Here is a 17,062-nt window from a genome sequence, read left to right as displayed (position 1 = left end):
TTGCCGGTGCCCGGCGCCGTGTCCCGGCGTCCGGCCGTGCCGCCCTCGGCGAAGTCAGTACCCCGAGACCGGCCCGTCATGAGCACGGTGCCGGATCGGGTGCGCCGCCGCACCGGCACGGCCGCCCGGCGGGGGCGTCAGGAGCGGGTCCGGCCCGCACGCCGGCGCAGCAGCCGGTGCGCGCCGGCGCCGAACGCGCCCGCGATCAGCAGACCGCCCGCGACCTGGGCGGGCACGGAGTCGGTGAAGGCGCCGCCGCCGCCCGCCTGGACGCCCTGGTGCGCGGTCGGCGAGGGGCAGGGGGTCGAGGTCGGCCTGTGGCTGGGGGTGGGGGTGGGGGTGGGCTTGTGGGTGGGCTTGTGGGAGGGGGACGGCGAGGTCGTGGGCGGGGCGGTCCGGAGCGGGGCCGCCTTTGGGCCGGCGGCTCCGGGATCGGTCATCGGGTCGGTGGCCGGGGCCTTGTGGTCCGTCGCGCCGGTGTCCGCGGCGTACGGGTCGGCGGCGTAGGGATCGGCGGCGTACGGGTCGGCGGGGTACGGGTCGGCGGGGTACGGATCGGCGTACAGGTCCGTCGCCCCGGCTCCCGTGCCGTACGGGTCGGCCGTACCGGGGTCCGCGGCTCCGGGGTCCGCCGCCGTGCCGGGGCTGCCCTCCGGGCCCGGGACTCCCGCGCGATCCTCGGCGCCGGCGTCGGGGATCAGCTCCTCCAGTCCCGCGGGGGGCTCCTCCGCCAGTCCGGGCGCGAGCGGGTCGGTCTCGGCCGGGTCCTCGGGCTCGAGGCCCTCGGCGGTGTCGAGGGACGTGGCGCCGTAGAGGTCGGCCTCGGTGAACTCCTCCACCAGGGTCTCCGACCGGTACTCCTCGACGTCGTGCGCGCCGGGCGCGGCCGGGGTCGGCGCCGCGCTGCGGGAGGCGTTCCCCTGCCATCCGTGTCCCGCGGTCGGTGACGCGCACGGGGAGGGGGACGTCCAGGCGGCCACGCCGGCGGGGGCCGTCAGGGCGGACGCTGCCGGTGCGAGCGCGCCGAGGACGGTGCCGGCGACGGCGGCGACGGACAGGGCACGGGCGGTGCGGCGCATGGTGCGGGCTCCTTCGGCGACGGCTGGGGCGCGGCGGTCGCCCCGGTGCCATCACAGCCCGCCCGTCCCGGCCGCGCGCGCGGCCGGACACCATTCGCGGGACCGGACGCCCCCGCGCGGGTGAAGGGCGCGGGCGGGCGCCTTCCGCTCACTCCTCGCCGGTGTCGCCCATCACCTGGTCGCGGACCCGGCCGCAGCTGCGGCTGATCAGCCGGGAGACGTGCATCTGGGAGAGGCCCAGTTCCTGCGCGATGCTGTTCTGCGTCATGTCGTCGAAGAAGCGCATGTAGAGGATGGCCCGCTCGCGCTCGGGCAGCTCGGCCAGCCGGTCCTTGACGGCCTCGCGGTCGACCACGGTGTCCAGGGCAGGGTCGGGGCCGCCCAGGGCGTCGCCCAGGGACCAGCCGCCGTCCCTGCCGGACATCTGGGCGTCCAGGGACAGCGCGCTGAAGCTCTCCGCCGCCGACTGCCCGGTGCGCACCTCGTCCTCGGTCAGCCCGGCGCACTCGGCGATCTCGGCGACGGTGGGGTTGCGGCCCAGGACGGTCTGGGAGAGGTCCTGGGAGGCGTGCCGGACGCGGTTGCGCAGTTCCTGGACGCGTCGCGGGACGTGCAGGGTCCACATGTGGTCGCGGAAGTGCCGCTTGATCTCGCCGGTGACGGTCGGCACGGCGTAGCTCTCGAAGGCGTTGCCGAGGTCCGGGTCGTACCGGTCGACGGCCTTGACCAGCCCCAGGGCGGCGACCTGGCACAGGTCGTCGTAGCTCTCGCCGCGGCTGCGGAACCGTCCGGCGAGGCGGTGGGCCATGGGGAGCCAGGCCCGTACGAGCTCGTCGCGGAGCGCGTCGCGCTCGGGTCCTTCGGGCAGGCCGGCGAGCCTGCGGAAGGCGTCCGCGGTGTCGGGTGCGTCGTGATGGGAATGCGTCTTGGCGCCTGTTCGGCTGGGCATGGTGCGTCGCAACTCCCTAGGAGGTGCTCGGGGACGAAGTCACCGTGGCGGACGCACCCGCCGGGACAGGGACGCCCGGGGCGGTTCTGCCGCCGCCACGGACGTGCCTCCTGTCCGAAGCACTTCCCGTCCGCGTTCCCCCGTGTCAGCCGCGCAAACCTCCCACGGGCCGGTCGCGTGGTTCCGGTTCCGCCTCGCGAGGCGGCAGGACGTAGTCCTCGTAGCGGCCCAGCATCAGGAGCACGCCGAGCATGAGGGACGGGACGAGCAGGGCGAGCACCGCCATGGCCGGTCCTTCCGGAAGCCGCGTGGGGGGCGTGCGGACCGGGTCTCCCCCGGCCCCGGCGTCAAACCACGGCGGCACGGACAGGGCCTCCGGCCCGCCCTCGGCACACCCCTTCGGATCCGCCCGGATCGGCTTCCGTGTCCCGGTGTCGGCCCGCGCTCCTCGGGTACGCGGTGCGCACCCCCGAAGGATCTGGAGGGAGACATGCAGCGAGGCAGTGACCGGCTCAGCGTCCACCGTGACGACGAGATGAAGCACGAACTGCAGGGCCTGCTGCGGTCCGGACATCCCACCCGCACCGAGGAGTGGCACGACCCGGAGCCGTTCGCCGACGACGACCCCGAGGTGGCGCACGGTCCCGTGACGCCCGGCCGGGACCCGTCGTCGCTGGAGACGGTGCGGCTGGAACTGGCCCGGGCCCTGGGCCGCGGGGACTTTCCCGCCGGTCCCCGTGAACTCATGCGTGCCCTGGAGCGGCGGCACGCCCCCGACGCGCTCGTAGAGGCGCTGGAGCGGCTGCCCTGCAAGGAGCGCTACCACAACGTCCAGGAGCTGGCCCGGGCGCTGACCGGTGTCCGGGAGACCGAGACGGCTTGACCGGAAGGGAGGCCCGCCGGCCATGGCCGAGTACGTGAAGGACGTCATGACCCCCGGCGTGGTCGCGGTCCGTCCGGACGCCTCGGTCGTCGAGGCCGCGCGGCTGATGCGCGCCCAGAACATCGGCGACGTGGTGGTCGCGGACGGTCAGCACGTCGTGGGGGTGGTCACCGACCGGGACATCACCGTACGGGCGGTGGCCGAGGGCCGGGACCCGTACGCGGTGAGCGTCGGCTCGGTGTGCACGCCGGACCCGCTGACGCTCTCCCCGGACGACCCGGTGGCGTCGGCGGTCGCCCTGATGCGGGAGCACGCCGTACGGCGGATCCCCGTGGTGGAGGGCGGACTGCCCGTCGGCCTGGTCACCCTCGGCGATCTCGCCGAGGCCCGGGACCCCGGGTCGGCCCTCGCCGACATCAGCCGCGCGGACCCCGACGCGGCGGGCTGACGGACGAAGAACAGCTGATGAACGAAGACAGCAGTACGACGAATCGACGAAGGGACGTAGCGCCATCATGCGTATCGCATTTCTGACCGCACCCGAGGGCGTCGAGCAGGTCGAGCTGACCGAACCCTGGAAGGCGGCCGAGCAGGCGGGCCACGAGCCCGTGCTGGTCTCCACGCAGTCCGGGGAGGTCCAGGCGTTCCACCACCTCGACAAGGCGGACACCTTCCCCGTTCAGGAGGTCGTCGGCGACACGTCGGCGGACTCCTTCGACGGGCTGGTGCTGCCCGGCGGGGTCGCCAACCCGGACTTCCTGCGGATGGACGACAAGGCCGTCGCGTTCGTCCGGGACTTCTTCGAGCAGGGCCGGCCGGTGGCCGCGATCTGTCACGCTCCGTGGACGCTCGTCGAGGCGGACGTCGTGCGCGGCCGGGTCCTGACGAGCTGGCCCAGCCTGCGCACGGACCTGCGCAACGCGGGCGCCGAGTGGGTGGACGAGCAGGTGAAGGTCTGCGACCACGGCTCGAACAAGCTGGTCACCAGCCGTAAGCCGGACGACCTCAAGGCGTTCTGCGAGACCTTCCTGGAGGTGTTCGCGGCGGAGCGCGCCTCGTAGACGGACCGAACAGTGCACGGGAGCCCCGCACCGGCGGGGCTCCCGTCGTTCACGTGCCCGAGGCGGTCGGCGTCGCGGAGTCCGAGGCGGTCCGTTCCCGGGCGCCCTCGCGGGTGCGGCCCGGTGCGACGGGGCGGCGCGGGTTGCGCCGCAGGTACTCGCCCTCCAGCTGCGCCATGCGCTCGTTGTGGGCCCGCAGCGCGTCGTTGGACCCGTACAGCAGCGTGTCGTGGCGCGTGCGGTGGATGGTCTCCAGCTCCTTCATGAGCTGCTGGTCGTCCAGGCGGTTCGGGTCGACTCCGGTCATCGTGGTGCCCCGCTCGTCGTGTGCGTTCATGCGACCCGGGTACCCGCGCCGCGCCCCCGCCCACCACGCGTCAGCGCGCGCGTTCCACCCGGCGCTCGTCCCAGACGGGCTCCGGGGTCTCGCGGACCCGGCCGTCACTGCCGAAGACCAGGAACCGGTCGAAGGAGCGGGCGAACCAGCGGTCGTGCGTGACGGCGAGGACGGTGCCCTCGAAGCTCTCCAGACCCTCCTGGAGGGCTTCCGCCGACTCCAGGTCGAGGTTGTCGGTGGGCTCGTCGAGGAGCAGCGCGGTGACGCCCTGGAGCTCGAGGAGCAGGATCTGGAAGCGGGCCTGCTGCCCGCCGGAGAGCCGGTCGAAGGTGCGTTCCGCCTGCTGGGTCAGCTCGTAGCGGCGCAGCCGGGACATGGCGGCGCCCCGGTCCTGGGCGTGCTCGGTCCACAGGATGTCGAGCAGGGTGCGGCCGGTCAGCTCGGGGTGGGCGTGGGTCTGCGCGAAGTGTCCGGGCACCACGCGCGCGCCGAGCCGCCAGGCGCCGGTGTGCGCGACGTCGTCGCCGGCGAGCAGCCGCAGGAAGTGCGACTTGCCGGAGCCGTTGGAGCCGAGCACCGCGACCCGCTCGCCGTAGAACACCTCCAGGTCGAAGGGTTTCATCAGGCCGGTCAGTTCCAGCTGCTCGCAGGTGACGGCGCGGACGCCGGTGCGGCCGCCCTTGAGGCGCATCCGGATGTCCTGCTCGCGCGGCGGCTCCGGCGGGGGTCCCGCCTCCTCGAACTTCCGCAGCCGGGTCTGGGCGGCGCGGTAGCGGGATGCCATGTCCGGGCTGTTCTCGGCGGCCTGCCGCAGGTTCAGCACCAGCTTCTTCAGCTGGGCGTGCTTCTCGTCCCAGCGGCGGCGCAGCTCCTCGAAGCGGGCGAAGCGCTCGCGCCGCGCCTCGTGGAAGGTGGCGAAGCCGCCGCCGTGCACCCAGGCGTCGGCGCCCGCCGGGCCGGGTTCGAGCGAGACGATCTTCTCGGCGGCGCGGGCGAGGAGTTCCCTGTCGTGGGAGACGAACAGGACCGTCTTGCGGGTCTCCGCGAGGCGCTCCTCCAGCCAGCGCTTGCCGGGGACGTCCAGGTAGTTGTCGGGCTCGTCGAGCAGCAGCACCTCGTCGGGGCCGCGCAGCAGCGCCTCCAGCACCAGCCGCTTCTGCTCGCCGCCGGACAGCGTGCTCACCTGCCGCCACTGGGCCTTCTCGTAGGGGACCCCCATCGCGGCCGTGGTGCAGATGTCCCACAGCGTCTCGGCCTCGTAGCCCTGGACCTCGGCCCAGTCGGAGAGGGCCTGCGCGTAGCGCATCTGGGCGGCCTCGTCGTCGACAGTCATGAGGGCGTGCTCGGCGGCGTCCACCGCGCGGGCGGCCTCGCGGATGCGCGGCTGCGCCACGGACACCAGCAGGTCGCGCACGGTGGAGTCGTCCCGTACGGAGCCGACGAACTGGCGCATCACGCCGAGGCCGCCGGTGACGGCGACGCTGCCGCCGTGCGGGGCGAGCTCGCCGGAGAGGATGCGCAGGAGCGTCGTCTTGCCGGCGCCGTTGGGCCCCACGAGGGCCATGACGGCCCCCTCCCCCACCCGGAACGACACGTCGCCCAGGAGTGTCCTCCCGTCGGGGAGGTGGTACTCGAGGTGCGCTGCTTCCAGGTGTCCCATGGGCGCGATTCTGCGGGTCGCGCGGAACGCCTGGCAAACGGGTTTTCCGGCGCCCTCGCTTCCCGGCGGGCGTCCCATCATGTGAAACCTGTATCTCATAATCCGGCCGTCGCGCGTAACGTGGGCGTCCTCACGACGAGTTGAAAGGGGTGGCCCCGCCATGCCGCACGCACGGGAGACCGCCGTCTACACGCACGGGCACCACGAGTCGGTGCTGCGGTCGCACACCTGGCGCACCGCGGAGAACTCGGCCGCGTATCTCCTCGGGGCGCTGAGGCCGTCCATGCGGGTCCTGGACGTCGGCTGCGGGCCCGGCACCGTCACCGCCGACCTGGCCGCCCTGGTGCCCGGCGGCCATGTCACGGGTCTCGACCGGGAGCCGGGCATCCTGGAGCGGGCGCGCGCGGTGGCCGAGGAGCGCGGGCTGAGGAACACGGACTTCGTGACGGGGGACGTGCACGCGCTGGGCTTCCCCGACGACACCTTCGACGTGGTCCACGCCCACCAGGTGCTCCAGCATGTGGGCGACCCGGTGGCCGCGCTCCGCGAGATGCGGCGGGTGACGAGGCCGGGCGGGTACGTCGCCGTCCGGGACGCGGACTACGCGGCGATGACCTGGTACCCGTCGGTGGAGGGCCTCGACGTCTGGCTGGACCTGTACCGGCGCGTGGCGCGGGCCAACGGGGGCGAACCGGACGCGGGGCGGCGGCTGAAGGCGTGGGCCCTGGAGGCCGGGTTCGGTGACGTCACCGCGACGTCGGGCACCTGGACCTACTCCACGGCGGAGGAACGCGCCTGGTGGAGCGGGCTGTGGGCGGACCGCACGGTGGCGTCGGCGTACGCGGAGCGGGCCGTGGAGGGCGGGCACACCACCCCCGCCGAGCTGCAGGCCGTGGCGGCCGCGTGGCGGGAGTGGGGCGCCCGGGAGGACGGCTGGTTCGCCGTGCTGCACGGCGAGATCCTCTGCCGCGTGGACGCCCGGGACGCCCGGGACGCCTGACGACGTTCATGAAGGGTCCCGGGAGCTCAGTCCCGGGGCAGCAGCGGCCCCAGCGGGCCCAGGTCGAGGTTGAGGTCCTCGGGGCGCAGCCCGTAGCGGTTGCGCAGTTCGGCCATGCGGTCCTCGAGCAGCATGAGGGTCAGTCCGACCCGCTCCTCCTGCTCCTCGGTGAGGTCGCCCTCGTCGAAGCGGCGCACCGCCTGGCGCTCCATGAGCTGGCGGAGCAGTTCCACCACGGTCAGCACCAGCTTCACCAGGTCGCGCTCGACCGTGTCCGGCTCCAGGTCGAGGCGCCGGCGGGGCTTGGGGCGCGGTTCGGCGGGGCGGTCGGCCGGCTCCGGACGCGCGTCGAAGGACGCCTCGGGGTCCAGGGGCGAGCGGCCCTCGCAGAGGTCGGCGTCGGTCACCGTGACGGGGTCCGGCGCCGCCTCGGGTGCGCGGGGGCGCGGTTCGTCGGTCACGGGGACTCCTCGAAGGGCGAGGGGACGTTCTGGTTCACGGAGCTGATCAGCGCGTTGAGGTCGATGCGGACCAGGTCCACGTCGGCGATGCGCAGCGTGATGTCGCCCGTGATCACCACGCCGCCGGCCAGCAGCCGGTCGAGCAGGTCCACCAGGGCGATCTCACGCCGTTCGACGACGGTCACGCGGTCCCCTCCCCTGCGGTCTTCCCGCCCGCGGTCTTCCCGCCCGCGGTCTCCTCGCCGGAGGTCTCCTCGCCGGCGAACGAGTAGGCCGCCCACGGCCCGGTGAGCTCCACCCGCAGCCCCGGGGAGTCGTCCTTCGTCCGCTCCACCTGCTCCACGAACGCCTCCGACTCGCCGCGCGGCACCAGATAGGCGGCGTTGAGCACGTTGCGTCCGCTGTGGCCGGACAGGGTGGGGTTCTGCGGCGCGTGCAGCCGGGAGTCCTCGGCGAAACCGGTCAGGGTGCGGTGCAGCCCGGTCGCGAAGGTCTCGGCGCGCTGCCACTGCTCCTCCCTCGACCGCGTCTGCTCCCGGCGGCGGCGCAGATAGTCCCGTCCGGACATCGCCGCGGGCTGCGGCGCTGCCTGCTCGGGGGTCTGCTCCGGCTCGGACTCCAGGAACACCTTGACGCCCCACTCGACGCGGCCCTCCAGCCGGTCCAGCCGGCGCAGGAAGTTCTCCTCGCGCGCCTCGATCATCGACCGTACGCCGCTGTCGTCGCGGAAGACGGTGCCGAGCCGCAGCGGCAGCGGGGTGGTGACGGTGGTGAGCGCGTCGATCACCCCCTGGTGGGCCCGCGCGACCGCGGTCAGCCAGTCCAGGTCCTCCAGATGTGCCCGCAGCGGCTCCTCCGCGAAGTCCGCCTCGGGCACATGGCTGACCACGGCCACCAGGTCGTGGTGCGGCACCAGCCGGGGCGGGTCGCCCCCCACCCCCGTCAGCTGGGCCTGGAGCGGTGTGCCGAAGGGGCGGCAGACCGCGTAGACGTAGCGCAGTCCCGTCACGGGGCCTCCTCCTCGGCGCGGCGCGGCTCCAGCTCCTCGAGCCGGGCCAGACGCTCGCGCAGCTCGGCGTTCTCACGGGCCAGTTCGTCACGCCGGGCGCGTGAGGACAGCGCCGGGTCGGACTCCCACCAGTCGATCCCCATCTCCTTGGCCTTGTCCACGGAGGCGACGACGAGGCGCAGCTTGATGGTGAGCAGCTCGATGTCGAGCAGGTTGATCTTGATGTCGCCCGCGATCACCACGCCCTTGTCGAGCACCCTTTCCAGGATGTCGGCGAGATTGGCGCCGCCGCCCTGGCCGTACGGGTCGGGGAGTCGGCTGGGGGTGGTCATCGGCGGCTCCGGCCCTCGGGTTCCTCAGCAGCGGCCTCACCGGCCGGCTCGTCGTCCTCGTACTCCTCGTCCGCGTCCTCGTCCTCGTACTCCTCCTCCGGCGGGACGCCCTCCTCGTACTCCTCGTCGTCGTCCTCGTCGTCCCCGGCGGCCTCCTCGTCCTCGTCCTCGTACGGGTCGTCGGGCTCGGCGCCGCCGGTCTCGTCCTCGTGCGCGTCCTCGGGCCCGGCGGCCTCGTCGTCCTCGTACTCGTCGTCCTCGTCGGACTCGTCGTACGTGTCCTCGGGAGCGCCGTTCTCCTCGGCCTCCTCGTCGTGCTCCTCGTCCGCGGAGCCCTCGGCGTCCTCGGAGCCTTCCTGCTGCTCCTCCTCCTCGGCCAAGGCGTCCTCGTGACTGCGGACGACCTCGCCCTCGCGGATCTCGCCGCGCCAGCTGTCCTCGGCCTCGCCCTTGATGGTGATGAAGCGGGCGAAGTTCTTCAGGTCGAGCCGGGTCCGGCGGCCCTGGGCGCGCCAGATGTTGCCGGTCTTCTCGAAGAAGCCCGAGGGGTAGTACTCGATGACCAGCAGGACCCGCGTGAGGTTGTCGGCGAGCTTGTGGAAGGAGACGACGCCCTTCGTGGTGCCCTTGGCGCCCTCCGAGGTCCAGGCGATCCGGTCGTCGGGCACCTGCTCGGTGGTCGTGGCCTTCCAGCTGCGGCTGGACCACCAGATCTTCGCCTGCCAGTCCGACGTGGTGTCGTCGGCCTTGTTGGCGCTCTTCACGCCCTTGGCGAAGGTGCTGAAGTCCTGGTACTGCGTCCACTGGTCGTACGCGGTGCGCAGCGGCACCCCGACGTCGATGTGCTCGATGATGACGGTCGGCTTGTTGCCGGAGGACTTCTTGCGCTTGCCCTTGCCGCCGCCGAGGTTCTTCAGGGCGCCCTTGACGTTGTCCTTGGCGCGGCCGGCGCCGAGCTCCACGGCGGTGCGCAGCGGGCCCTTGCCCTCGGCGAGCTTCTTGCCGCCGTCGGTGGCGAGCTTGGCGAAGCCGGGGCTGTTGCCCTCCGCGATGTCGTTGAGCTTGCCGGTGGTCTCGCCCAGCTTCTGGCCGACGCCGGTCAGCAGCCGGGTGGCCTGGGCGGCGAGGTAGTCCTGCACCTCGGCCTTGAGCCGGTCGGCGGCCTCGCTGTGGGCGAGTTCGGACAGCGGGTTGATGGCGCCGTCCGCGCCGTCACGTGCGGCGGACGTGGCCCGCCCGACGGTCTCGGTCATGACTCACCGTCTCCCTTCGAGGGGCGGGGGCGGGCGCCGCGCGAGGCGGCCGTCTTCTTCGCGGCCGTCTTCCTGGCGGCGGCCGCCTTCTTCGCGGGTGCCGGGCCGCCGGCGGCGCGCTTGGCCGGTGCGGCCTTCTTCGCCGCGGGGCCCTTCCCGGCCGGGGCCTTCTTGGCGGCCTTCTTCGCCGTCCGCCCGGCGTCCGGCCCGCCGTCGCGCCCGCCGTCGTCCCGGTCGCCGGCGGCATCGTCCGGCTCGTGGCCGTCCGTCTCCTCGTCGGAGGAGTCGTACGGCTCCTCACCGGTGTCCTCCGCCTCCGCGTCCCGGTCCTCGCCGCCGCCGGTCAGCCGGCCGCGCACCTCGGCGGTGCGGCCGTGCAGCCGGTCGGCGAGCGCGCCGAGCTGCCGCTCGACGAGAGCGCCGGAGGCCGCCTTGCCGGCGCCCCGCAGATCACCGCGGAGCTGATCGCCCAGCTCCTTGAACTGCGGGTTGTCGCGCAGCTGCTGCCCCACCAGGTCGGCGACGGCCCGCGGGCTCAGGTTGAGCTTCTTGCCCGCGACCATCCCGCCGACGGCCAGGGCCATCTTCAGCTTCTTGGTCCGTCCGAGGAGATATCCGGCCCCTATGGCGAGGCCCAGTCCCGTTCGATTCATCGTTGTGCCGTCCCGTCCCCTTGACCCGCGCCCGTGCGCGTCGCGATCTCCAACCGGTCCAGGAGGGCGTCCTCCTGTTCGTCGAACTCCTCTTCGGTGATCTCCCCGGCCTCCAGCTGTTCCTCCAGCCGGGCCAGTTCGGCCCGGATGGTCGCGGGGTCGTAGTAGATGCGTTCCGCTTCCTGCAGGACCTGCCGGATCGCCCAGGCGCCACCACGCGCCGGGGCGAGCGGCAGCAGGAGCACTTCCGAGATCAGGCCCATGTCGTCACTCCGCTCCGCTGTCCGCCGCGACCGTGGTGCCCGCCGGCTCGGCGGGGCCGGGCTCGACGAAGCTGTACGGGGGCAGCGGGCCGTTCAGTCGAATCTCCAGGTGGGGCATGTCCGCGCGGGCCTTCTCCACGGCGGCCAGGAAGTCCTCCGCCGTCGAGCGCTTCACCAGGTACGAGACGTTGGCGAGCCAGCCGGTGGACTCGGGGCCCACGCTCTCGGCGTCGGCGATGCCGCGCAGCGCGTTCTCCAGCGTGGCGCCGTCCTCGGCCTCCCGGGCCTTGACGGCTTCGGCGACCATCTCGCCGAGGCGGATCTTGTCGTCGTAACTGCCGCCGCCGGACTGCCGGTTGGACTCCGCGAGGGCGCGGATCTCCGGGTTGAGGGCCATCACGTGATGGAGGACGGCGTCCTCCACGTGGTTGGCCTTGACGTTGTACTCGACGCGGCCGTCGAGGGCGCGCAGCCGCTCCAGGTAGTGGTCGGCGCGCTCGGCGAGGACGGAGGTGACGGTGTCGTCGTCGGGGGCGACGCTGCCGAACCGCATGGGCAGGACACAGCCGCCCGCGCCGACCTCGCTGAGCACGTTCTGGTGGGCGAGCAGCTCACGCCGCTTGGGGCGCAGACCCTCGGGGGCGTCGCTGACGACGGCCGCCAGCTCCCCCTGGGTCAGCACCCGCAGCGGGCGCGCCGGGTCGCCGACGCCGCCCATGCCCTCGGGCAGGGAGGGGTGCGAGGCGGCGGTGATGCCGTAGACGTACGTGCTCACTCCTGCTCCTCCTTGCGTCGCGAGGTGGTCTTACGGGCCCGGGGGCGCGACTCGGTCTCGCCCTCGCGGCCCTGCTTGAAGGCGTCCGAGATGGTCTCGGCGGCGCCGGAGAGGGCTCCCTTGGACTTGCCGCGGGCGCCGGACTCGGTCACCTCGCCGACGATCTCGGGCAGGCCCGGGCTCTTCTTGGGGCCGGACTCGAGGTCCAGCCGGTTGCACGCCTCCGCGAAACGGAGGTAGGTGTCGACGCTCGCGACGACGACACGGACGTCGATCTTGAGAATCTCGATGCCGACCAGGGACACGCGCACGAATGCGTCGATGACGAGCCCCCTGTCCAGGACAAGCTCAAGCACGTCGTAGAGGCCGCTGCTGCCGCCTCCGCCGCCGGACTGCTGTGCCGGTACGACTGTCATGCCGGCCATTCCTCCTTGGTGTCGGGGATGTGGGGATGCAGGGATGTGCTTGCTGTGCTGCCGTGCGGCCTGCCGGCCGCCCTACTTGCGCCCGTCGGCGCGTCCGCGTTCGTAGCGGCGGATCCTCCGGTACCCGGTGAGGTCCCCGTCGGGGTCCAGTTCCACCTGGTAGCTCGCCATCAGGCTCATCGTGTCGGGCACCCGCTCCAGCTCGAGGACCTCGACCTCGAGCGCCCAGCCCTCCGAGGTCTGCTCGAAGGACGACACGGACTCGGCCTCCATGCCGGTGAGCTCCGCCAGCTGCTCGCGCGCCTGGCGCAGCACCTCCATGGGCTTCGGTTTCTTCCGTGCCGTGGTGCTCCCGGTCGTCCCGCCGTCGTCCTCGGGCCGCCTGCGGGGGGCGGTGCGTTTACGGGGTGTGCGTGAGGTCCGGGTCTCCTGGGAGTCCCGCTCCTCACGGGAGTCGGGAGATTCCTGTGAATCTTGTGACTCTTCGGTGTTTTTCGTGTTCGACATGGCCACCTCCCCCTCCGTGTGGCCGCAAGCGTGTTCGCCAAACCTCCAGGGACTCACCCGTTCGCCCTGTCCGGCTGTCGCTCCTGGTCGGACGGGGGTACGGGGCGACGGGTCCGGAGGGTCAGCCGCGCAGCGCGGCGAGCCTGCGACGGGCCGGGGCGAGGGAGCGGCCCTTGCCGGACAGCCCGGCCCACGGTTTCGCCTCGGCCTGCTCCAGGGCGTTCTCGACCGTCCAGCGGCCCCCGTGCAGCTCCGGGTCGTCGAGCTGCTCCCAGGTGACCGGGGCGGCGACGGGCGCTCCCGGCAGGGCGCGGACCGTCCAGGGGGCGACCGCGGTCTGGGCGTAGGCGTTGCGCTGCACGTCGAGATAGAGCCGGTCGCCGCGGTCCTTCTTGCGGGCCGCGGTGGTGAGCCGGTCCGGGTGGGCGTCGGCCAGCGTGTCGGCGACCTCGCGGGCGAACTCCCGTACCGTGTCGAAGTCCTGGCCGCCGTCGAGCGGCACGACCACGTGCAGGCCCCGCGAGCCGGTGGTCATCAGGACGGACGGCAGGGCGAGTTCGTCCAGCAGCTCCCCCAGCAGCCGGGCGGCCTTCCGCACCTCCTCGAAGTCGTCGCCTGACGGGTCGAGGTCGAAGACCAGCCGGTCCGGGCGGTCGACGTCGTCGGCGCGGGAGAGCCAGCGGTGCAGCGTGATGCTCGCCTGGTCGACCAGGTACAGGAGCGTGGCGGTGTCGTCGCACACGGTGTGCGTGACGGTGCCGCCCTCCTTGCCGACCTCCACCCGGGTGATCCAGCCGGGGTAGCTGTCGGGGGTGTTCTTCTGCATGAAGGCCGGGCCGTCGATGCCGTCGGGCCGCCGGTCCAGCATCAGCGGCCGGCCCCGCAGGTGCGGCAGCATGTGCCGGGCGACCGCCCGGTGGTAGTCGACGAGGTCGCCCTTGGTGTACTCCCGGACGCCGTCGCCGCCCGGGAAGAGCACCTTGTCCGGGCGGTGGATCTCCACCCGCCGGCGGCCGGCCCGTACGGTGCGCGAGCCGCCGTCGCTCACGACACGATCGCCTCCCCCACCAGCAGCCTGCCGGCCGCGGCGATCGACGCGGCGTCGATCCCGGAGGCGTGCAGCTGCTCCTCGGGCGTGGCCGAGCCCGGCATGTTCCGCACGGCGAGCCGCACCAGCCGCGGCACGGGACGCCCGTCGCCGAACGCCTCGGCGACCGCGTCACCGAGCCCGCCCTCGGGGTGGTGGTCCTCGACCGTCATCAGACAGCCGGTCTCCTCGGCGGCGGTGCGCAGCGTCTCCACGTCGACGGGCTTCACCGAGTACAGGTCCACGACCCGTACGGCGATGCCCTCGTCCGCGAGGGCGTCGGCGGCCGCCAGCGCCTCCTGCACGGTGACGCCCGCGGCGACCAGGGTGAGCCGGTCCTGCCCGGACGAGCGCAGCACCTTGCTGCCGCCGACGGGGAACTCCTCGTCGGGGCCGTAGATCACCGGGCTCTCGCCGCGCGAGGTGCGCAGATAGCGGATGCCCTCCAGGCCGGCCATGGCGGCGACCAGGCGGGCGGTCTGGTTGGCGTCGCACGGGTACAGCACGGTGGAGCCGTGCACCGCCCGCATCATCGCCAGGTCCTCCAGGCCCATCTGGCTGGGTCCGTCCTGGCCGATGGCGACGCCCGCGTGGGACCCGACCAGGTTGAGCCCGGAGCCGCTGATCGCCGCCATGCGGACGAAGTCGTGGGCGCGGGTCAGGAAGGCCGCGAAGGTGCACGCGAACGGCAGCCGGCCGCGCGCGGCGACCCCGACGGCGTCGGCGACCATCTGCTGCTCGGCGATGTAGCACTCGACGTAGCGCTCGGGGTGTTCCTTGGCGAAGTACTCCAGGCGGGTGGAGTCGCCGACCTCGCCGTCCAGGGCGACGACGTCGTCGCGCGCGGCGCCGAGGGCGGCCAGCGCCTGGCCGAAGGCGTCACGGGTGGCGACGTCCTCGCCGCGCTCCCAGCGGGGCAGCTCGGGCGTGGTGATCCGCCGGGCGGGGGCCTCGCCTCCGGCGGGCGGCGCGTGGACGGTGATGCGCAGGTCGCGGGGGCCGCCCAGTTCGGCGATCGCGTCCTCGGCCTCCGGCAGCGGTTTGCCGTGCAGCCCCTCCCGGTCCTGCACGGACTCCACGCCCTTGCCCTTGAGGGTGCGGGCGAGGATCGCGGTCGGCTGGCCCCGGGTGGACAGCGCCTCGCCGTAGGCGCGGTCCACCGCGTCCACGTCGTGCCCGTCCACCTCGACGGTGTGCCAGCCGAACGCCTGGAAGCGGCGGGCGTAGGCGTCCAGGTCGTGGCCGTGCCGGGTGGGGCCGCGCTGGCCGAGCCGGTTGACGTCCACGATCGCGGTGAGGTTGTCGAGGTTCTCGTACGCGGCCTGCTCGGCCGCCTCCCACACCGAGCCCTCGGCCATTTCGCTGTCGCCGCACAGCACCCACACCCGGTAGTCGGTATGGTCCAGCCGCTTCCCGGCGAGCGCGATGCCGACGCCGACGGGCAGGCCCTGGCCGAGGGAGCCGGTGGCGGTCTCCACCCAGGGGAGCTTGCGGGGTGTGGGGTGGCCCTCGAGGCGGCTGCCGTTCTCGCGGAAGGTGAGCAGCTCCTCGTCGCCGATGACGCCGGCCGCCTTGTAGGTGGCGTACATCAGCGGGGAGGCGTGGCCCTTGGAGAGGACGAAGCGGTCGTTGGCGGGGTGGTCGGGGCGGTCGAAGTCGTAGCGCAGACGGCGGGCGAAGAGGACGGCCACGAGGTCGGCCGCGGACATCGACGACGTGGGGTGCCCGGAGCCGGCGGCGGCCGCCGCCCGGACACTGTCCACCCGCAACTGCTGTCCGAGTTCGGCGAGTTCACCGGTGTTCATGCGTCTCCTTCGTCGGGTCGGTCGGTACGCCGGACGGGGCCGGGGGCCACGTCCGGGCCGGGCTCCGGCTGGTCGGGCGGCGGGGTGACGTCGGTTTTCGCCGGGCCGGACGCCTGCTCCTCCCGGGGCCCTCCCGGCACGCGCGCGACCTCGGGGGACGCGGTGTCCAGCGGCACGGACCAGGACCGCACGAGGCCCAACTGGACGGCCTGGCGCGGCAGTACGGCGTCCAGCAGCCAGTCGGCGGCCACCCGCACCCGGTTGCCCGGCATCGCGGCGAGGTGGTAGCCGCGGGTCACCGCGCCGGCCACCACCCCGGAGAGGTTGACGCCGAGCGGGTTGGCGGCGGCCTTGGCGCCGCCGAGGTCCACCACGAACCCCAGGTCCTTGTGGCGGTACGCCCGCCGCTCGCCGTCGCCGAAGGACGCGGCGATGTTGTGCGCGCAGACCTTGCCCTGCCGCCAGGCGTGCTGGGCGGTCATCGGGGTGTACGAGCCGGGGTTCTCCAGGTCGGGCACGGCGGCCGCGTCACCGCAGGCGAAGACCTCGGGGTGGCCCGGCACCTGGAGGTGCGGGTCGACCAGCAGCCGGCCGCGTTCCATGGGCAGTTCCAGGGACTGGACGAGGGGGTCGGGGCGTACGCCCACGCACCACACGAGCGTGCGGGTCCCGACGAACTCCCCGTCGGTGAGCAGCACCCCGTCGGAGGTGGCCTCCTTCACGGAGGTGCCCATCCGCACGTCCACGCCCCGCTCCCGCAGCACCGTGTCGGCGGTGCGGGAGAGCCGTTCGCTGAGCTCGGGCAGGACCCGGTCGGCGATGTCGAGGAGGATCCAGCGCGGGCGCAGGCCGGTGCGCAGCGGCTGCTTCGCCACCTGCGCGTCGGTGAAGAGCTGGCCGTGCGCGGCGACCTCGGTGCCGGTGTAGCCGGCGCCCACGACGACGAAGGTGCACCGCGAGGAGCAGCGCTCCGGGTCGTCCGTGGCGGCGGCCAGCTCCACCTGGCGGGTGACGTGGTCGCGCAGGTACAGCGCCTCGGGCAGGCCGCGGAAGCCGTGCGCGTGCTCGGCGACGCCCGGGATGGGCAACAGCTTGTTGACGCTGCCGGCGGCGAGCACCAGCCGGTCGTAGGACAGGGTGCCGTCCTCGCCCTCGGGGCCGGTGTAGTGCACCTGGCGGGCGTCGAGGTCGATCCGGCCGGCCTCGCCCAGCACCAGCCGGACGTGCGGCAGCGTCCCGGCAAGGGACACGGTGACCCGGCGCGGCTCGAGGATCCCGGCCGCGACCTGGGGCAGCAGCGGCAGGTACAGGAAGTAGTCGGTCGGGTTGAGCAGGACGATCTCGGCCCGGCCCCTGGCCGTACGGGACAGGATCTGGGCCGTGCGGTACCCGGCGAAGCCGGCACCGACGATCACAATGCGGGGTCGACTCACGGTTCGCCTCCGGCGCGGTCGCGTACGTCGGGAGACTTCCGCGTCCCCCTGTGCGGGGCCGCCAAACACCGGGGCGGGGTTTGCCTCGGC

General features: G+C 73.5%; 22 protein-coding genes. 4 read left to right on the top strand and 18 right to left on the bottom strand.

Annotation, left to right across the window (positions count from 1 at the left end; translation table 11 throughout):
- Nucleotides 1-137 precede the first annotated feature (137 nt).
- From ACQY0Z_RS26145 to ACQY0Z_RS26135, 3 genes are all read right to left on the bottom strand, one after another.
- The gene (locus ACQY0Z_RS26145) at nt 138-1,079 is read right to left on the bottom strand and encodes a hypothetical protein (RefSeq protein ID WP_439812911.1); all 942 of its coding nucleotides are present in this window, start codon (nt 1,077-1,079) and stop codon (nt 138-140) included.
- Between the two features lie 148 nt (nt 1,080-1,227).
- Complete coding sequence (locus ACQY0Z_RS26140; protein WP_254585777.1) at nt 1,228-2,028, bottom strand: RNA polymerase sigma factor SigF; 801 nt, start codon at nt 2,026-2,028, stop codon at nt 1,228-1,230.
- A gap of 145 nt (nt 2,029-2,173) precedes the next feature.
- Nucleotides 2,174-2,314, bottom strand: a complete 141-nt coding sequence (locus ACQY0Z_RS26135; RefSeq protein ID WP_189902879.1) for a hypothetical protein — start codon at nt 2,312-2,314, stop codon at nt 2,174-2,176.
- Between the two features lie 204 nt (nt 2,315-2,518).
- On the opposite strand from ACQY0Z_RS26135, the gene ACQY0Z_RS26130 reads away from it, so the two are divergent.
- The 3 genes from ACQY0Z_RS26130 (at nt 2,519) to ACQY0Z_RS26120 (ending at nt 3,972) form a co-directional block, all read left to right on the top strand.
- Nucleotides 2,519-2,911 (top strand): DUF2795 domain-containing protein, encoded by a 393-nt coding sequence (locus tag ACQY0Z_RS26130; RefSeq protein WP_439812910.1) that lies wholly within the window; start codon nt 2,519-2,521, stop codon nt 2,909-2,911.
- A gap of 22 nt (nt 2,912-2,933) precedes the next feature.
- Nucleotides 2,934-3,359 (top strand): CBS domain-containing protein, encoded by a 426-nt coding sequence (locus ACQY0Z_RS26125; protein WP_189902876.1) that lies wholly within the window; start codon nt 2,934-2,936, stop codon nt 3,357-3,359.
- A 67-nt stretch (nt 3,360-3,426) separates the two neighbouring features.
- Nucleotides 3,427-3,972, top strand: a complete 546-nt coding sequence (locus ACQY0Z_RS26120; protein ID WP_189902874.1) for a type 1 glutamine amidotransferase domain-containing protein — start codon at nt 3,427-3,429, stop codon at nt 3,970-3,972.
- Nucleotides 3,973-4,021: 49 nt separating this feature from the next.
- Here the strand turns inward: ACQY0Z_RS26120 and ACQY0Z_RS26115 are convergent, their stop codons facing one another.
- Both ACQY0Z_RS26115 and ACQY0Z_RS26110 read right to left on the bottom strand, forming a co-directional pair.
- Complete coding sequence (locus ACQY0Z_RS26115; RefSeq protein WP_199204511.1) at nt 4,022-4,309, bottom strand: DUF6158 family protein; 288 nt, start codon at nt 4,307-4,309, stop codon at nt 4,022-4,024.
- Nucleotides 4,310-4,349: 40 nt separating this feature from the next.
- The gene (locus ACQY0Z_RS26110; protein ID WP_189902870.1) at nt 4,350-5,969 is read right to left on the bottom strand and encodes an ATP-binding cassette domain-containing protein; all 1,620 of its coding nucleotides are present in this window, start codon (nt 5,967-5,969) and stop codon (nt 4,350-4,352) included.
- A 160-nt stretch (nt 5,970-6,129) separates the two neighbouring features.
- Here ACQY0Z_RS26110 and ACQY0Z_RS26105 point away from each other — a divergent pair, with 160 nt between their 5' ends.
- Nucleotides 6,130-6,969, top strand: a complete 840-nt coding sequence (locus ACQY0Z_RS26105; protein ID WP_381727784.1) for a methyltransferase domain-containing protein — start codon at nt 6,130-6,132, stop codon at nt 6,967-6,969.
- 26 nt (nt 6,970-6,995) lie between these two features.
- Here the strand turns inward: ACQY0Z_RS26105 and ACQY0Z_RS26100 are convergent, their stop codons facing one another.
- From ACQY0Z_RS26100 to ACQY0Z_RS26040, 13 genes are all read right to left on the bottom strand, one after another.
- The gene (locus ACQY0Z_RS26100) at nt 6,996-7,430 is read right to left on the bottom strand and encodes a gas vesicle protein K (protein ID WP_439812909.1); all 435 of its coding nucleotides are present in this window, start codon (nt 7,428-7,430) and stop codon (nt 6,996-6,998) included.
- The gene (locus ACQY0Z_RS26095; RefSeq protein ID WP_006130875.1) at nt 7,427-7,615 is read right to left on the bottom strand and encodes a gas vesicle protein; all 189 of its coding nucleotides are present in this window, start codon (nt 7,613-7,615) and stop codon (nt 7,427-7,429) included. The genes ACQY0Z_RS26100 and ACQY0Z_RS26095 overlap by 4 nt, the downstream gene beginning before the upstream one ends.
- Nucleotides 7,612-8,439 carry a GvpL/GvpF family gas vesicle protein gene (locus ACQY0Z_RS26090; RefSeq protein ID WP_189902866.1) on the bottom strand — a complete coding sequence of 276 codons (828 nt, stop codon included), beginning with the start codon at nt 8,437-8,439 and terminating at the stop codon, nt 7,612-7,614. Before ACQY0Z_RS26090 ends, ACQY0Z_RS26095 begins: the two co-directional genes overlap by 4 nt.
- The gene (locus tag ACQY0Z_RS26085) at nt 8,436-8,771 is read right to left on the bottom strand and encodes a gas vesicle protein (protein WP_019521760.1); all 336 of its coding nucleotides are present in this window, start codon (nt 8,769-8,771) and stop codon (nt 8,436-8,438) included. The genes ACQY0Z_RS26090 and ACQY0Z_RS26085 overlap by 4 nt, the downstream gene beginning before the upstream one ends.
- Entirely contained in the window at nt 8,768-10,024 is a 1,257-nt protein-coding gene (locus ACQY0Z_RS26080; RefSeq protein WP_439812908.1) for an SRPBCC family protein, read from the bottom strand. Before ACQY0Z_RS26080 ends, ACQY0Z_RS26085 begins: the two co-directional genes overlap by 4 nt.
- Entirely contained in the window at nt 10,021-10,677 is a 657-nt protein-coding gene (locus tag ACQY0Z_RS26075; RefSeq protein WP_189902862.1) for a DNA primase, read from the bottom strand. The genes ACQY0Z_RS26080 and ACQY0Z_RS26075 overlap by 4 nt, the downstream gene beginning before the upstream one ends.
- Nucleotides 10,674-10,940: a gas vesicle protein GvpG gene (locus ACQY0Z_RS26070; RefSeq protein ID WP_019521763.1), complete on the bottom strand. Its 267-nt coding sequence runs from the start codon at nt 10,938-10,940 to the stop codon at nt 10,674-10,676. Before ACQY0Z_RS26070 ends, ACQY0Z_RS26075 begins: the two co-directional genes overlap by 4 nt.
- 4 nt (nt 10,941-10,944) lie before the next feature.
- Nucleotides 10,945-11,715, bottom strand: coding sequence for a GvpL/GvpF family gas vesicle protein (locus ACQY0Z_RS26065; protein ID WP_347224855.1), 771 nt, complete (start codon nt 11,713-11,715; stop codon nt 10,945-10,947).
- Entirely contained in the window at nt 11,712-12,131 is a 420-nt protein-coding gene (locus ACQY0Z_RS26060; RefSeq protein WP_026243353.1) for a gas vesicle structural protein GvpA, read from the bottom strand. The genes ACQY0Z_RS26065 and ACQY0Z_RS26060 overlap by 4 nt, the downstream gene beginning before the upstream one ends.
- Nucleotides 12,132-12,212: 81 nt before the next feature.
- Complete coding sequence (locus tag ACQY0Z_RS26055; RefSeq protein ID WP_439812907.1) at nt 12,213-12,647, bottom strand: gas vesicle protein; 435 nt, start codon at nt 12,645-12,647, stop codon at nt 12,213-12,215.
- Nucleotides 12,648-12,768: 121 nt separating this feature from the next.
- Nucleotides 12,769-13,695, bottom strand: a complete 927-nt coding sequence (ligD, locus tag ACQY0Z_RS26050) for a non-homologous end-joining DNA ligase (protein WP_381730412.1) — start codon at nt 13,693-13,695, stop codon at nt 12,769-12,771.
- Nucleotides 13,692-15,539 carry a transketolase gene (locus ACQY0Z_RS26045; RefSeq protein ID WP_189902854.1) on the bottom strand — a complete coding sequence of 616 codons (1,848 nt, stop codon included), beginning with the start codon at nt 15,537-15,539 and terminating at the stop codon, nt 13,692-13,694. Before ACQY0Z_RS26045 ends, ligD begins: the two co-directional genes overlap by 4 nt.
- Nucleotides 15,536-16,972, bottom strand: coding sequence for an FAD-dependent oxidoreductase (locus tag ACQY0Z_RS26040; protein WP_189902852.1), 1,437 nt, complete (start codon nt 16,970-16,972; stop codon nt 15,536-15,538). The genes ACQY0Z_RS26045 and ACQY0Z_RS26040 overlap by 4 nt, the downstream gene beginning before the upstream one ends.
- Nucleotides 16,973-17,062: the final 90 nt, after the last annotated feature.

The organism is Streptomyces sp. P9-2, from assembly GCF_051903975.1.
GTDB lineage: Bacteria > Actinomycetota > Actinomycetes > Streptomycetales > Streptomycetaceae > Streptomyces > Streptomyces cellulosae.
The sequence above is the reverse complement of the archived record's forward strand: the minus strand, read 5'-3'. Positions and strand labels throughout refer to the sequence as shown.

Excerpts from the sequence above, each read along its gene's own strand:
- ACQY0Z_RS26135 (WP_189902879.1), bottom strand. The coding sequence starts at position 2,314 with ATGGCGGTGCTCGCCCTGCTCGTCCCGTCCCTCATGCTCGGCGTGCTC.
- ACQY0Z_RS26145 (WP_439812911.1), bottom strand. The coding sequence starts at position 1,079 with ATGCGCCGCACCGCCCGTGCCCTGTCCGTCGCCGCCGTCGCCGGCACC.
- ACQY0Z_RS26045 (WP_189902854.1), bottom strand. The coding sequence starts at position 15,539 with ATGAACACCGGTGAACTCGCCGAACTCGGACAGCAGTTGCGGGTGGAC.
- ACQY0Z_RS26085 (WP_019521760.1), bottom strand. The coding sequence starts at position 8,771 with ATGACCACCCCCAGCCGACTCCCCGACCCGTACGGCCAGGGCGGCGGC.
- ACQY0Z_RS26070 (WP_019521763.1), bottom strand. The coding sequence starts at position 10,940 with ATGGGCCTGATCTCGGAAGTGCTCCTGCTGCCGCTCGCCCCGGCGCGT.
- ACQY0Z_RS26140 (WP_254585777.1), bottom strand. The coding sequence starts at position 2,028 with ATGCCCAGCCGAACAGGCGCCAAGACGCATTCCCATCACGACGCACCC.
- ACQY0Z_RS26060 (WP_026243353.1), bottom strand. The coding sequence starts at position 12,131 with ATGACAGTCGTACCGGCACAGCAGTCCGGCGGCGGAGGCGGCAGCAGC.
- ACQY0Z_RS26115 (WP_199204511.1), bottom strand. The coding sequence starts at position 4,309 with ATGAACGCACACGACGAGCGGGGCACCACGATGACCGGAGTCGACCCG.
- ACQY0Z_RS26125 (WP_189902876.1), top strand. The coding sequence starts at position 2,934 with ATGGCCGAGTACGTGAAGGACGTCATGACCCCCGGCGTGGTCGCGGTC.
- ACQY0Z_RS26080 (WP_439812908.1), bottom strand. The coding sequence starts at position 10,024 with ATGACCGAGACCGTCGGGCGGGCCACGTCCGCCGCACGTGACGGCGCG.
- ACQY0Z_RS26075 (WP_189902862.1), bottom strand. The coding sequence starts at position 10,677 with ATGAATCGAACGGGACTGGGCCTCGCCATAGGGGCCGGATATCTCCTC.
- ACQY0Z_RS26110 (WP_189902870.1), bottom strand. The coding sequence starts at position 5,969 with ATGGGACACCTGGAAGCAGCGCACCTCGAGTACCACCTCCCCGACGGG.
- ACQY0Z_RS26055 (WP_439812907.1), bottom strand. The coding sequence starts at position 12,647 with ATGTCGAACACGAAAAACACCGAAGAGTCACAAGATTCACAGGAATCT.
- ACQY0Z_RS26105 (WP_381727784.1), top strand. The coding sequence starts at position 6,130 with ATGCCGCACGCACGGGAGACCGCCGTCTACACGCACGGGCACCACGAG.
- ACQY0Z_RS26120 (WP_189902874.1), top strand. The coding sequence starts at position 3,427 with ATGCGTATCGCATTTCTGACCGCACCCGAGGGCGTCGAGCAGGTCGAG.
- ACQY0Z_RS26130 (WP_439812910.1), top strand. The coding sequence starts at position 2,519 with ATGCAGCGAGGCAGTGACCGGCTCAGCGTCCACCGTGACGACGAGATG.